Origin of the sequence: Vibrio sp. WZ-1 (genome assembly GCF_052037695.1) — a bacterium.
GTDB lineage: Bacteria > Pseudomonadota > Gammaproteobacteria > Enterobacterales > Vibrionaceae > Vibrio.
Map to the genome: position 1 here is coordinate 1 of NZ_JBQEQR010000081.1, position 13,639 is coordinate 13,639.

At 46.1% G+C, this 13,639-nt stretch carries 11 protein-coding genes; 7 read left to right on the forward strand and 4 right to left on the reverse strand.

Annotation, left to right across the window (positions count from 1 at the left end; genetic code table 11):
- Window positions 1-403 precede the first annotated feature (403 nt).
- Window positions 404-1,840: a catalase gene (locus tag ACTS60_RS18125; RefSeq protein ID WP_440889374.1), complete on the forward strand. Its 1,437-nt coding sequence runs from the start codon at window positions 404-406 to the stop codon at window positions 1,838-1,840.
- A 195-nt stretch (window positions 1,841-2,035) separates the two neighbouring features.
- On the opposite strand, the gene ACTS60_RS18130 is transcribed toward ACTS60_RS18125, so the two are convergent.
- Both ACTS60_RS18130 and ACTS60_RS18135 read right to left on the reverse strand, forming a co-directional pair.
- Window positions 2,036-2,914, reverse strand: coding sequence for an NAD(P)-dependent oxidoreductase (locus tag ACTS60_RS18130; protein WP_440889375.1), 879 nt, complete (start codon window positions 2,912-2,914; stop codon window positions 2,036-2,038).
- Window positions 2,915-3,030: 116 nt separating this feature from the next.
- Window positions 3,031-3,399, reverse strand: coding sequence for a DoxX family protein (locus tag ACTS60_RS18135; protein WP_440889376.1), 369 nt, complete (start codon window positions 3,397-3,399; stop codon window positions 3,031-3,033).
- Between the two features lie 101 nt (window positions 3,400-3,500).
- Here ACTS60_RS18135 and ACTS60_RS18140 point away from each other — a divergent pair, with 101 nt between their 5' ends.
- A complete protein-coding gene (locus ACTS60_RS18140) occupies window positions 3,501-4,388 on the forward strand; it encodes a LysR family transcriptional regulator (protein WP_440889377.1) in 888 nt (295 codons plus the stop codon).
- Window positions 4,389-4,443: 55 nt separating this feature from the next.
- On the opposite strand, the gene ACTS60_RS18145 is transcribed toward ACTS60_RS18140, so the two are convergent.
- Window positions 4,444-6,315 carry a fructose-specific PTS transporter subunit EIIC gene (locus ACTS60_RS18145; RefSeq protein ID WP_440889378.1) on the reverse strand — a complete coding sequence of 624 codons (1,872 nt, stop codon included), beginning with the start codon at window positions 6,313-6,315 and terminating at the stop codon, window positions 4,444-4,446.
- A 234-nt stretch (window positions 6,316-6,549) separates the two neighbouring features.
- Here ACTS60_RS18145 and ACTS60_RS18150 point away from each other — a divergent pair, with 234 nt between their 5' ends.
- Both ACTS60_RS18150 and ACTS60_RS18155 read left to right on the forward strand, forming a co-directional pair.
- Window positions 6,550-6,849: a PTS fructose transporter subunit IIB gene (locus ACTS60_RS18150; protein WP_440889379.1), complete on the forward strand. Its 300-nt coding sequence runs from the start codon at window positions 6,550-6,552 to the stop codon at window positions 6,847-6,849.
- A gap of 12 nt (window positions 6,850-6,861) precedes the next feature.
- Window positions 6,862-7,638 carry a PTS sugar transporter subunit IIA gene (locus ACTS60_RS18155; protein ID WP_440889380.1) on the forward strand — a complete coding sequence of 259 codons (777 nt, stop codon included), beginning with the start codon at window positions 6,862-6,864 and terminating at the stop codon, window positions 7,636-7,638.
- A 23-nt stretch (window positions 7,639-7,661) separates the two neighbouring features.
- On the opposite strand, the gene ACTS60_RS18160 is transcribed toward ACTS60_RS18155, so the two are convergent.
- A complete protein-coding gene (locus ACTS60_RS18160; protein ID WP_005451367.1) occupies window positions 7,662-8,504 on the reverse strand; it encodes a helix-turn-helix transcriptional regulator in 843 nt (280 codons plus the stop codon).
- 382 nt (window positions 8,505-8,886) lie between these two features.
- Between ACTS60_RS18160 and ACTS60_RS18165 the strand changes: the two genes are divergently transcribed.
- The 3 genes from ACTS60_RS18165 to ACTS60_RS18175 all read left to right on the forward strand — a co-directional run bounded on the left by ACTS60_RS18165 (window position 8,887) and on the right by ACTS60_RS18175 (window position 13,241).
- The gene (locus ACTS60_RS18165) at window positions 8,887-10,794 is read left to right on the forward strand and encodes a PTS fructose transporter subunit IIABC (RefSeq protein ID WP_038893473.1); all 1,908 of its coding nucleotides are present in this window, start codon (window positions 8,887-8,889) and stop codon (window positions 10,792-10,794) included.
- Between the two features lie 77 nt (window positions 10,795-10,871).
- The gene (manA, locus tag ACTS60_RS18170) at window positions 10,872-12,104 is read left to right on the forward strand and encodes a mannose-6-phosphate isomerase, class I (RefSeq protein ID WP_440889381.1); all 1,233 of its coding nucleotides are present in this window, start codon (window positions 10,872-10,874) and stop codon (window positions 12,102-12,104) included.
- A 201-nt stretch (window positions 12,105-12,305) separates the two neighbouring features.
- Window positions 12,306-13,241, forward strand: a complete 936-nt coding sequence (locus tag ACTS60_RS18175; RefSeq protein ID WP_440889382.1) for an ADP-ribosylglycohydrolase family protein — start codon at window positions 12,306-12,308, stop codon at window positions 13,239-13,241.
- The last annotated feature ends 398 nt before the right edge of the window (window positions 13,242-13,639 follow it).

Genomic DNA, 13,639 nt, shown 5'->3' on the forward strand with positions numbered 1-13,639 from the left:
ATTCTAAGCAAAATCCTCTCAACAAAGAGTAAAACGCTTTTAGCCGAACCCTTTGGGCAGCGTTTGTGGCTCCTTTCTACTGCGTTATCGGCTTATCAGGTAGGGCAACTACATTTCAAAGCCTCTGCCTTGTATAAAGAATCCACAAACTGCTGCAAAAATCAGCTCAAAAGGTCAACAGACCCTAATAACCATCGTTCATTATTGATATGGCTCATTAGCACTTGCCTCTGTTTACAGCCAACCCGTTGTTTTAAAATATCATTTAGTGCATAGAAAAAGCCTATCAAACTGATAAGTACAACCAGTTTTATAAAAGTACTACTCACTATTACTATCCCTACAGAAATTGAGCTTATTCGCTAAGCGTTGGAACAATACTCCCCTCTGGAAGGAAAGAATAATGAGCAAAAAACTGACTACAGCAGCAGGTTGCCCTGTCGCCCATAACCAAAACGTTATGACTGCTGGTCCTCGTGGCCCTCAACTATTACAAGACGTTTGGTTCCTTGAAAAATTAGCGCACTTTGACCGCGAAGTGATCCCAGAGCGTCGTATGCACGCAAAAGGCTCTGGTGCTTACGGTACATTCACTGTAACGCACGACATTACAAAATACACTCGCGCGAAAATCTTCTCTGACATCGGTAAAAAAACAGAACTATTCGCTCGCTTCACTACCGTAGCAGGTGAGCGCGGTGCAGCAGATGCAGAGCGCGATATCCGTGGTTTCGCACTAAAATTCTACACTGAAGAAGGTAACTGGGACTTGGTTGGTAACAACACACCAGTATTCTTCCTACGTGACCCTCTAAAATTCCCAGACCTAAACCACGCAGTAAAACGCGACCCTCGCACTAACATGCGTAGCTCTACCAACAACTGGGACTTCTGGACATCACTACCAGAAGCATTCCACCAAGTGACTATCGTAATGAGTGACCGTGGTATCCCAGCGTCTTACCGTCATATGCATGGTTTTGGTAGCCACACATTCAGCTTCATCAACGCAGAAAACGAGCGTTACTGGGTGAAATTCCACTTCAAAACTCAGCAAGGCATCAAAAACCTAACTGACCAAGAAGCTGAAGCGATCGTCGGTAAAGACCGCGAAAGCCACCACCGTGACCTTTACGAGGCAATTGAGCGTCAAGACTTCCCTAAATGGAAAATGTACGTTCAGATCATGCCTGAACTAGAAGCGGATGAAGTCAACTTCAACCCATTCGACCTAACAAAAGTATGGTCTCAGAAAGATTACCCACTGATCCCAGTTGGTGAGTTCGAACTGAACCGTAACCCAGAAAACTTCTACGCAGAAGTTGAGCAATCAGCGTTCAACCCAACAGCAGTCGTCCCTGGTATCGGCTTCTCTCCAGATAAAATGCTACAAGGTCGTCTGTTCGCTTACGGCGATGCTCAGCGTTACCGCCTAGGTGTGAACCACCATCAAATTCCTGTGAACGCACCTCGTTGCCCTGTTCACAGCTACCACCGCGATGGCGCAATGCGCGTTGATGGCAACTTTGGTTCAACACTAGGCTACGAGCCAAACTACAAACAAGAATGGGCAGAGCAACCAGATTACTCTGAGCCACCTCTACGCATCAACGGCAACGCTGATCACTACGATCACCGTGTAGACGAAGACTACTTCAGCCAAGCGGGTGACCTATTCCGTCTGATGAGCGAAGAGCAACGTCAAACTCTGTTCGATAACACAGCTCGCGCAATGGACGGTGTGCCAGAGTTCATCCAACAGCGCCACGTTCAACACGCATACCAAGCGGACGAAGCGTACGGCAAAGGTCTTGAGGTTGCGCTAGGCTTAAACAAGTAAGTGAACGCTGTAATCATCACACTGTGTGATTAAAAGACATAAAAAAGGAGGTGCCCAACAGCACCTCCTGATTTCAAATCACTAATCCTTAATCACTAGTCACAGACCATGCTCAAGGAGATTCATTATGATTAACTTAGATTTCTTTAAGCTCTTTGATACCAAAGAACTGTTTATCTATTACTGATTCATCAACTACTGATTTTTAGCTACTGCTTTGATCAGTACTGATGTATCCATGCGACCTAAACCATCACGTTGAAGGTCTGCGTATTGTTCATCCACTTTCTTCGTCAGTGGAAGTTCTAGGCCCACTCGCTCTGCTTCTTGCAAACAGAAACCCAAGTCTTTGCGCATCCAATCAATAGCGAAGCCAAAATCGAACTTATCTTCCGCCATCGTATTTGCACGGTTTTCCATCTGCCATGAGCCTGCAGCGCCATGCTTCAGCGTTTCTACAACTTGAGCGATGTCCAAACCTGATTTTTGTGCCAGCAACAAAGCTTCACTCAGACCTTGTAAAACGCCACCAATACAGATTTGGTTTACCATTTTACAACGTTGACCCTGACCGTTTTCACCCAGTAGCGTCATCTGCTTCGCGTACACATTCATCGCTGGATAGACACGAGCAAAAATGCTTTGTTCACCACCACACATGATGGTTAGAACACCATTTTCTGCGCCCGCTTGACCACCAGAAACTGGCGCATCAATGAAGTGATTGCCGTATTTAACACACGCTTCAGCCAGTTCAACCGCTAGGTCTGCAGAAGTCGTTGTGTGGTCCACTAACACAGCATCCGCTTTCAAGCCGACCAGAATGCCTTCTTCACCGTAAACAACGCTACGAACGTCATCATCATTACCCACACAGGTAAAAACGATGTCACAGCCTTCTGCCGCTTCACGTGGAGTTTCACAAGCTACGCCTTGGTATTCTTCAGCCCATTTGTCGGCTTTCACTTTTGTGCGGTTGTATACTTTGGTTTCAAAGCCCGCTTTACTTAGGTAACCAGCCATTGGGTATCCCATCACACCCAGACCAATAAATGCTACTCTTAGTTTTTCCATTGCAAGCCTCCTTGAATTCGAAATACGTTACGTTTTGAAACTATTACTATCTGAAACAGTTAATATTTGAAACATGTTACTAAAGATTTCAGAACATTACTTGCAATAATTTCGTCTTAAATAAGCGCAACAAACTCAATCAAAGGCGAAGCCACCAAAAGTGATAATAAAAGCGTCAAAATTGACGGAATCGCATCTTTCCAAGTATCAAAACGAAAATGGAAAAACATCGCACCAACCGAGGTGACAACAATAAAACTTGCACCTATCGCACTTAATAAGTTGTTCGCCGATAACAAGCCAATTAACATCAAAATTGCACCCGTAGCCTCAATCATTCCAACCAAAAACATAGCCGCACGATTCAACCCGTATTTATGGAAGAAAGCGAGCTGTGGCTCAAAAATCGGCTTCACCCAACCAATGACTTTGATCGAACTAGCAAACAAGAAAAACGCGATTAATACCCCTTGAATAAACACCATGATTTTAACTCCCGAACAAATGATGGAAGTATTAAAGCATTCCACTTAAAACTTAAGGAGAGTAGTATTTAGCTACTTATCATTCCAAACAGGAATGCGTCATGGATAAATTTGATTGTTTGAAAGTCTTTTCTCGTGTCGCTCAGTTAGGTTCATTTACTGCCGCGGCTAACGAACTCAATACCACTCAGAGTGCAGTGAGCAAGAAGATCGCTTGGCTTGAGAGTGAAATTGGTATCACCTTATTTCACCGTCATGCTCGCGCTATCAGCTTAACTTCTGGTGGAAAACAATATCTCGAGCAGGCACAAAACCTCATAGAGCAAATGGATACCTTCGAGTCGCAGCTTAGACAAGAGCAAGCGTCGGTCTCTGGCGAGCTAAAGCTTTCAGTGCCAAGTGCGTTTAGCGTTCGTTTGTTATCTGCGCCACTGAATGAGTTTCTCAACCAACATCCAGAGCTTAGCGTTGATGTGTCGGTTTCGGACAAGTTTGTCGATTTAGTTGAAGGCAATGTTGATATCGCGATTCGTGCCGCCTACCTAAAAGACTCGGGGTTAAAAGCTCGTTGGTTGATGGATAACGAATTGGTTTACTTCGCCTCTCCAAGCTACCTCGACAAGCGCGACCCTATTCTTAGTGCTAACGATTTGAGTACGCACTGCTGCTTAACCTACTCACTCTCCAATCCGTCTAACTTGTGGCGTTTCAGCGATGGTGATGAAGCCATTAAAGTCAAAGTGAAAGAGCAGGTTCGAAGTGATAGTCCTGAAATGTTGGTGCAAATGGCAAAGCTTGGGCAAGGCATCGCTGCAATGCCAAAATGGATGGTAGAACAAGAGCTTAATAACGGTGAGTTAATTCAAGTATTAACGCAATATCAATCAGTTAAGCTACCAATGTACTTGGTTTACAAAGATAGTGAGTACCAACCTCAGCGCATTCGCACTTTCATTGATTTCTTAGTTCAGCACTTTTCTCAGCGATAAAAAAAGCTCCATCAAAGGGATGGAGCTAACTAGCAGATAGCCGGGGGCTATATACTTAAGGGATTCTTTTCGCCTGTAACAGTGCTGCGGCGTTGAGCATCGCATCTTTAGTGCTGACATCCAGCACCTTCATTTTTCTGAACCGCTCTGGCTCTTTGATGGCCACATCGTGAGCGAAGATGACAAACCTCGCCTTGGCAATATCTTTGTCAGTGATGCGGTTAATGATGCCGTTCGCACCTTGCGTTTCGACCTTGATCTTAATGCCTAACGCACAGGCAGCTTTCTCTAGTGACTTCGCCGCTAAGAAGGTGTGCGCCACACCAGATGGACAAGATGTGACAGCGAGGATGTCTGCCTCACCCTCGCCTTGCACAGAGGTGTAAGCTTGAGATTGACCAACCGGACTATCGTCTTCTGTGACAGTCTTCTTAAGCGCAATAACAATCAATGCTGTGGTAAACGAGCCTGCGATTGTGCCGACAATGTAGCCGATCTTGCCGTCAACGACTGGCAGTACAATCCAGCCGCCCCACGGAGCATGGTTAATCACATGGAACATAAATCCAATCACGTTACCGACAATACCACCAGCAACAATAGCAGGTAGTACGCGAGCTGGGTCTCCGGCAGCAAACGGAATCGCCCCTTCACTGATGCCAATCATGCCCATGATGCCCGCTGCTTTACCCGCCTCACGTTCATCACGTTTAAATTTACTTGGCGATAGGAAAGTCGCTAACGCCATGCCCAGCGGCGGAGTACAGATCGCAATACCGACACCACCCATTAGCCACGGTTGAGTATTTACCTGTGTCTGAGCAAACAAAGTCGCCACTTTGTTGATAGGACCGCCCATATCAAACGCGGTCATTGCGCCCAGTACGGTGCCCAACATCACTTTACCTGAGCCAGCCATACCCGTGAGCACATCATTCATAGTCGTCATTGCACTGGCGATAGGTGCACCAATCACCCACATCACCGCGCCACAGGTGACAAACGTGCCAACCAGCGGGTAGATGAAGATCGAACCAAGCGAGCTCATGCTGTCCGGCAGTTGGATCTTCTTCAGTAACCAAACCACAAAGCCGGCGAAAAATCCGACCACAATTGCGCCCAAGAAGCCGGTGTTGTAGTGACTAACCGCAATCCATGAGCCAATCATGCCCGGAGCAAGCCCTGGCTTATCCGCTATCGAATAGGCAATGTAACCGCCTAACACCGCGGTAAACAGCGTCAAGCCTGCGATACCCATCTCAGCAATATCTGCCAAAATACCTTCTTTTGGAACGCCGCCATGGCCTGAAATCATCACAGAAAGAGACAGCAACACGCCACCTGCGACAATAAACGGGATCATGTGAGACGTACCGAACAGCAAGTGCTCTTTCATTCTACTCAGCTTTTGCGCCCAAGGACTAAGAGGCTCAGGCGCAAACTCCAAAGGGTCTAACCCTGAGTCATTCGCATTCGATTGAATATCAGTGAGTAGCTCGCGAGCTTCATCCACTGACTCCGCTGCTTTTAACTTATTAACGAAACCATCTTCAATGATTTTTGTGGAGATTTGTGCCAAGACTTCAATGTGGTGGTGATCATCCCCATCCGGAGAAGCCAGCATGAAAAATACGTCAGACAGTTCGCCATCATCAGCGCCGTAATCAATACCTTTTCGGCTGATGCCCACTGCGACTGCGGGTTTAGCGACCGCATTACTTTTGGCGTGAGGAATGGCAATACCCTCGTCAAAGCCGGTATTGCCAATCTCTTCTCGTTTCCAAATGTCCGCCAAGAACTGACTTTTGCTAGTGAGCTTGCCCGCCGCGTCCAACAATTCGACGAGCTCTTTGAGCGCTTCATCTTTGGTTTGAGCCTGCAAATCCAAGCAAATGGTTTCCGGCTCAATAAGGTTTAATATGTCCATTGTTTGTACCTTGCAATGTTCACGCTCGTGAGTCATGAGTTAAGTTTGTCCATCTATGACTGCGTACAGAGTAACCAACACTCGTCCTTTTCAATACAGGACAAAAAGTGCATTAACTGGATTAATGTAACATGAGATTTAAACTGTGATAGAGCTCTTGTGATTATCTGCTTTAAATCCATCTTTTCGACGACCACTATGCTAATATCCACAAAAATATAAAGTGGATAGAACATGAAAATCGTAGCGGTGACAGCGTGCCCTACAGGCATCGCTCATACCTATATGGCAGCAGATGCTCTTATGAAAGCTGCGCCTAAGCATAACTTACAAATTAAGGTCGAGACGCAAGGTGCGATGGGTATTGAGAATCAGCTCACTCCCCATGACATTACACTAGCAGATCGAGTCTTAATTGTGTCCGATATCGAGATTGAACAACCAGCTCGCTTTGAAGGCACTAACAAAATCCAAATCCCAATTGAAGACGTGCTACTTAATGTTGATAAGGTGTTCCTTGTACACTGTCGATGATACTCTTTGCAGATGAACGAATACCAGATTACCTTTTTTGTCGATGATATTAATGCTAGTGCTCATATCGCACAGCCCCTCAATCGCGTCGCCAAAAAGTTCAAAAGCACCTTACACATCATCAACATAACCCAAAACCGCATCGCTGAACTTACCAAGTCAGTCGCGGTTTTACAGGTCGGATTGCAACAAGGCGACCTGTGCCAAATCACTGCCATCGGTATTGACGCCGAGCTTGCCTGTTTCGTTATCAAAGACATCATCGCCGAAAACTTTACTGTTGTGGGTTCCCACATCAATTACGAGTTCTCAAGCCAACTTGCCGGGCGACTTCCGCAAATTTGTCCGCCGTGTGAAATCCAATGGCATTACGCCAAAGCACACACTGATCTCACCAAGTTCGAATGCTTGAAAGGCTTGGCTCAGCTTATTCATCCAATTCACCCAGACGAACTCATTCTCGCCTTTATCAAACGCGAAGAACGATCTTCAACCGCAGTAACACCAGGCATTGCCCTGCCCCATGTCATGTTCGAAGGTGTAGAACACATTTCCATCGCGGTTATCGCCAACGAAATCCCAATGGATTGGGCGTCCAAAATGGGTGAAGTGCATCTTGCTATAGCATTAGTAATGCCAGCGAAACCTACACGCGAACACATCATTGCAGCGACCAACTTAACTCGTAATCTGCTGACCGACCAAATGGCTGAACGTTTACTGCTAACAAAAAGCAGCGTCGACTTGCAGGCGCTTCTGATGTACGCCATGTCGAGGCTGCTTGCTTAATCTTTACTGTTTTGATTTCTGTTCTAGATTGAACCGCGATATTCCGTCGGCGTTCTGCCCGTTCGGTTCTTAAATACTCGGCAGAAGTAGTTCACATCTTTGAATCCACAGCGCACCGATACCTCATTCAACTTAAAGTTGTATTTCTTGAGCATAAACTTCGCACGGTCTACCCGTACCCACGTAATGTAATCGGCTAACGTCATGTGACCTTGCTGACGGAACAAACGCGACAAATGGTTAGAAGAGATGCTGAACCTCGACGCAATACTGTCACGTGTGATTGGACGATGGAAGTTCTCTTGGATGTAGATACAAATGCCCTGATACAGATCTTGCACTCGGCTGTGCGCCTGCGTCTCTATAGGTGCATCTAACATCGACTTAGCGTATTGCAACAAGGCTTGCAGCAACAACTCGTCCATTGGTTTCTTATTGCACTCACGAGCCAATGAACTCAGTGCTTCCAAGATATTATCAATGGCAAATCCAGAACGAGTTTGAATACTGTGCTTTTGGATATCGTAAAAGCTCGCTTCCCCTTTACGTTTGGACACAAGACTCAAACCCAATTGACGGCGACCAAAGAGAATACTTAATACCGAGCAATCTGTATCCCAGTCAGGTTTATTCCAACAGTTAGGTGGAATAAATATCGCATCACCGGTTTTCGCCACAATATGCGTCACTTTGCGATCATGACTTTCCATTTCATTAATATATTCACCAGACAAGACTAATTCTAATCGAGGGAAGTTAACCTGATAGCTAAATTCAGGTGGTGTATGAAAATCACCAGCAAACCATATATTGTGAAATGGTTCTCGCTCGTTTAATACTGATGAAATCAAATCATGAAAAATCATTTTACGTACTCTTAAACACGCATCCATGATGCTATACCTATAGATATACACCCTACTGGATTTTTGTGCTATTGAGCAAAATCACACTTCCATTTTAAGGTTACAAAAATCCAGTTAACGCATCAATTTTCCAGTCTAGCAAATCATCAGTAAAGCCCTTAACCCCTTATATATGGGAGCAATAACACATTTCACTTATGGTTCATCGACTTCCACATAATGTCACAGATATGCAGTAAGTTTATCCAGTAGACGATCTACATCACACTCTAGTCGGGCGGTTACAATCGTCCAGTAAATGCATTTTTTCTTCACTACTGTCTCTGCTTGGTTAATTTCAAAATACCCAAGAAATAAAAATTATATTTATAGGGGTTCGACAATGATCACCAAACTAATAAATGAAGACTTGATTAAGCTTGATCTTCAAGCGACTTCAAAAGAAGACGTATTTAAAGAACTGGTTGCAGTTCTACACGCCCAAGGTCGTATTTCAGACCAAGAGCAATTTCTTGCAGATATAAAAGCACGTGAAGAATTAGGTAACACCGGATTTGAGGATGGCGTTGCTATCCCACACGCGAAAAGTGCCGCGGTTCTTGAACCAGCGGTTGTGATCGGCGTAAGCAAATCAGGTATCGAATACGGCGCAGAAGACGGTTTGCCTTCAAAACTGTTCTTCATGATCGCTTCTCCAGACGGTGGCGATAACCACCATATCGAAGTTCTTGCAGAGCTGTCTTCAAAACTGATTGAAGATGGTTTCATTGATGCGTTCTTAGGTGCAGCAAACAGCCAAGACGCACTGGCACTTCTACTTGCTAAAGAAGAGCCTCAAGTAGTGACAGACGCACCAGCAAACCAAGGCTTCATCATTGGTGTTACTGGTTGTCCTGCGGGCGTTGCGCACACTTACCTAGCGGCAGAAGCGCTAGAGAAAGGTGCAGCAGCGATGGGTTACGAAATCAAGGTTGAAACGAACGGTTCAATCGGTGTGAAAAACAGCCCAACCACAGAAGAAATCGAACGTGCAGACGCAATCATCGTAGCGTGTGACAAACAAGTCGACATGAACCGCTTTGCGGGCAAACGCGTGGTTAAAACTAACGTAAAAGCCCCTATCCGCGATGCTCAAGGTCTGATTAACGAAGCGTTAAGCGCTCCAGAATACCAAGCAGAAGCAAGTAGCAATGCACAAGCGTCTGTTGCAAACAAAGCCTCTCAGGCTCGCTCGGACCTTTACCGCTACTTGATGAACGGCGTATCACACATGATCCCATTCGTTGTCACAGGTGGTCTGTTGATTGCACTTGCTCTTGCAGTCGGTGGTCAGCCAAGTGAAGCGGGCATGGCAATTCCTGAAGGCAGCATGTGGAACCAAATCCTCAACGTAGGTGTGGTTGCCTTTACGCTGATGATCCCAATCCTTGCCGGTTACATTGCTTACGCGATTGCTGACCGTCCTGCTCTAGCTCCTGGCTTGATCGGTGGTTGGATTGCAAACAACGGTTCTTTCTACGGTGCAGACGCAGGTACAGGCTTTATCGGTGCCATCATCGCTGGTCTGCTTGTGGGTTACTTCGTGAAGTGGATTACGTCGATTAACTACCACAAATTCATTCAACCTTTGGTGCCAATCATGATTGCGCCAATCACAGGTTCGCTATTCATCGCTGGTCTTTTCATCTTCGTTATCGGCGCGCCAATCGCAAGCCTAATGGACGGTCTGACTGCGCTACTAACAAGCATGAGTACAGGTAACGTCGTTCTACTAGGCATCGTACTTGGTGGTATGGCTGGCTTCGATATGGGTGGTCCATTCAACAAGGTCGCGTTCCTATTCTCTGTGGGCATGATTGCGAGCGGTCAAACTCAATTTATGGGTGCGATGGCGTGTGCAATCCCTGTTGCACCTCTAGGCATGGCACTGGCAACGGCGCTTGGTCGTAAGTTCGACCTGTTCGAAGAATCAGAAACCGAAGCGGGCAAAGCAGCTGGTGCAATGGGTCTGGTTGGTATCTCTGAGGGTGCGATTCCGTTCGCAGCGCAAGATCCAATGTCAGTGATTCCTGCAAACGTACTTGGCTCAATGGTAGCGGCAGTAATGGCGTTCTCATTCGGCATTACCAACAGTGTTGCTCACGGCGGTCCAGTTGTGGCTCTACTTGGCGCGATGAACCACCCAGTACTTGCTCTGATTTGTATGGCAGCTGGCGCAGTCGTTACCGCAGTAACGTGTGTAACTCTGAAGAAAGTTCGCAAAGCAAAAATGATGCAAGCAGCCGCTTAATCACCCCTACCCCCAAATAGCTCCTATGGCTTGGGCAATGTCGCCCAAGCCATGATTTTCTCTCATGGTGACACTCTATGTCTGATTTAACGATGTCCGATACACAAACGATTCAAACTCAAGCTAAGCATCCGATGTTTTTCCTGATGAACAACGTGATTCAAAACTACGCTTGGGGCAGTACTACTTCTGTTAACCAACTGTTTGGCATTGAAAACCCAACGGGCGAACCACAAGCAGAAGTATGGATGGGCGCGCATCCAAACGGTTGCTCATTGGTGATGGTAAACGGTGAGGAGACCAAACTCTCTTCACTGATTGCTCAAGACATGAATGCCTTTCTGAGTGAAGAAGTCACAAACCGTTTTGGTGAACTTCCATACCTGTTTAAAGTGCTTGCCGCTGAGAAAGCACTGTCGATTCAGGTTCACCCAAACAAACAACAAGCAGAATTAGGCTTTGCACTGGAAGAAAAACAAGGCATTCCCCTAACCGCTGCAAACCGTAACTACAAAGATCCAAACCACAAACCTGAGTTGGTTTACGCGCTAACCGAATACCAAGCGATGAATGGCTTCCGCCCAACAAGTGAAATCATCAGCTTCTTCTCTGAGCTGGCGATTCCTGAGCTGCAAGGCTTGGTGGGTGACCTTATCGCAAACCAAACGCCAACTGGCTTGGCGACCTTCTTCTCGGGTCTACTGTCACTAGAGGGCGAACAGAAAGAGATGGCGTTGACGGTGCTATTGGCTCAAGCTCGCATCACCGACTTACCTCTGTTCAACCTCATTCTTGAACTAGAGAAGCAATACCCTGGCGATATTGGTTTATTTGCACCACTGATGCTCAATGTCATTACCCTACAACCGGGCGATGCCATGTTCTTAGATGCAGAAACGCCACACGCTTACTTGAAAGGTACAGGTCTTGAGATCATGGCGAACTCAGACAACGTACTGCGCGCGGGTCTGACACCAAAATACATGGACGTGAAAGAACTCGTTGCGTGTACACGCTTCAACGAGAAGCCATTCGACAGCTTATTGCTCGCACCAAACGAAATCGACGATATGTTGGAATACCCAATTCCTGTGGACGATTTCAAATTCGCTGTCGTTAAGCAAGCTCACCAGCGCACTCTAGAAGTTCAAACCGCTGAGATCCTTATGCCTCTGGATACCAAGCTTGTGCTAACTCACGCAAACGGCGAAACATGCGTAGTTGAAAAAGGACAATCAGTTTTCATTCCGGCTTACGCAAAACAGGTTACTTTGGATTGTGAAGGTCGTGTCGCACGCGCTTACAGTTAATCGTTATTATTAATAGTACGCCACTAAAACCAACGCCTCGCCACTCGCGGGGCGTTTTGCTTTTAACCCTAGTCTTTTTAACCCTAGTAAAACAATGGTTAATTAAGCACTATAGTCTTGATCCAAAACAGAAAAATTTCCCTACAAAACCAAGAAACTGTGTAAGACTTATTGAGTAGCCCTGTTGATAAAGGTGGCAAGATGACTCATAGAAACGCTCGCTCTCTTCATGCCATTATCGGCGCACTCGTCGGTGATGCAGCATCTCTCGGATTTCATTGGCTTTACGATCAAGAACTCATCAGGCAGTTTGGTTCTCCGCATCCGGAATTTCAACAACCTAACCGAACTGAATATCATGACAAAGGTTATTTTGCCCACGGTAGCAAGCAAGTCGGTGACCTCACCCACTATGGCGCGCAGCTTGTTGCCATGTTAGACGCTCTGGTCCAAACCGGACACTACGACGAGGCGCGTTACATTCGCTCCTTTCGAGAATGGTTTGATTTTGGTGGTAAATGGCAGGGCTATACAGACAAACCGACAAAGCAAACACTGCTCAACATTCATGAGTTGGAAGCCAAAGAACTGCGCGTAACTTTGTGTGGGGCTGACGACACACAAAACCCTGCATTATCTAAGCTTCCGCCTTTGGTGGCTTTTCATTCCGATGATGACAAACTCGCTAAACTGGTCGATTCCGCCGTGCGGGTTACCAATAACAACGACACCGCTGTTATGTATGCCCAAGCTGTCGCAGTGATGATTCAGATGGCATTGCAAGGCGCTGCGCCCAAAGCGTGTGTAATGGCAGCTCAGACGGTTTCTCCAAAGATTGCTAACGATATTCAACGTGCAGAAGCGATGAGCGGCAGAAGCGCCACCAGCGTTGCGGAGTCCGTTGGGATGCATTGCGGTTTAGACGCTTCGTTTGTGGTAATTTGTCATTTGTTGATGAACTCAGAAAGCTACGAAACTACCATGCGTGAGAACATATACTGTGGCGGCGATTCAAGTGGACGAGCCATTCCGCTAGGTGCCATTCTTGGGGCAAGTTACTACGACACGCCAATGTCGATTCCAAATCATTGGATGGATCAAACCGCGCTACCTCGGCGTTTACTGCAGTGTTTATAGATGCAAAGAAACACTTATTAACACACGATTCCCTGAAGACAGAAAAAAGCGATATCAATATTGATATCGCTTTGGATAAGGTTGCTAGACCAGTAAATATTCCGGAAAAATCGATCGGACCCCTCCATCTCTCTAAACGGATATTAATAGCCCGGCACAAGCAACAAACCTAAAATCACTTTTACTCTTTAACCGTTCCCAACAGCCTCTATGTTGAGAGATACGCTGTTTTAGCTAGCTCGAACGGCCACTAAATTATGTTATAACATAACACTTATTTCATTAGTGAGTAGCGATTGCTTAGTGATAATAGTCACAAAATAAACTCATGAATGGCTTAAAGCCCCTACCTCAGAAACAAATAAAGAGCAGAGACGAATCTCTGCCCTTTTACTTAG

Excerpts from the sequence above, each read along its gene's own strand:
- ACTS60_RS18165 (WP_038893473.1), top strand. The coding sequence starts at position 8,887 with ATGATCACCAAACTAATAAATGAAGACTTGATTAAGCTTGATCTTCAA.
- ACTS60_RS18160 (WP_005451367.1), bottom strand. The coding sequence starts at position 8,504 with ATGATTTTTCATGATTTGATTTCATCAGTATTAAACGAGCGAGAACCA.
- ACTS60_RS18155 (WP_440889380.1), top strand. The coding sequence starts at position 6,862 with ATGAACGAATACCAGATTACCTTTTTTGTCGATGATATTAATGCTAGT.
- ACTS60_RS18140 (WP_440889377.1), top strand. The coding sequence starts at position 3,501 with ATGGATAAATTTGATTGTTTGAAAGTCTTTTCTCGTGTCGCTCAGTTA.
- ACTS60_RS18125 (WP_440889374.1), top strand. The coding sequence starts at position 404 with ATGAGCAAAAAACTGACTACAGCAGCAGGTTGCCCTGTCGCCCATAAC.
- ACTS60_RS18175 (WP_440889382.1), top strand. The coding sequence starts at position 12,306 with ATGACTCATAGAAACGCTCGCTCTCTTCATGCCATTATCGGCGCACTC.
- manA (WP_440889381.1), top strand. The coding sequence starts at position 10,872 with ATGTCTGATTTAACGATGTCCGATACACAAACGATTCAAACTCAAGCT.
- ACTS60_RS18145 (WP_440889378.1), bottom strand. The coding sequence starts at position 6,315 with ATGGACATATTAAACCTTATTGAGCCGGAAACCATTTGCTTGGATTTG.
- ACTS60_RS18130 (WP_440889375.1), bottom strand. The coding sequence starts at position 2,914 with ATGGAAAAACTAAGAGTAGCATTTATTGGTCTGGGTGTGATGGGATAC.
- ACTS60_RS18135 (WP_440889376.1), bottom strand. The coding sequence starts at position 3,399 with ATGGTGTTTATTCAAGGGGTATTAATCGCGTTTTTCTTGTTTGCTAGT.
- ACTS60_RS18150 (WP_440889379.1), top strand. The coding sequence starts at position 6,550 with ATGAAAATCGTAGCGGTGACAGCGTGCCCTACAGGCATCGCTCATACC.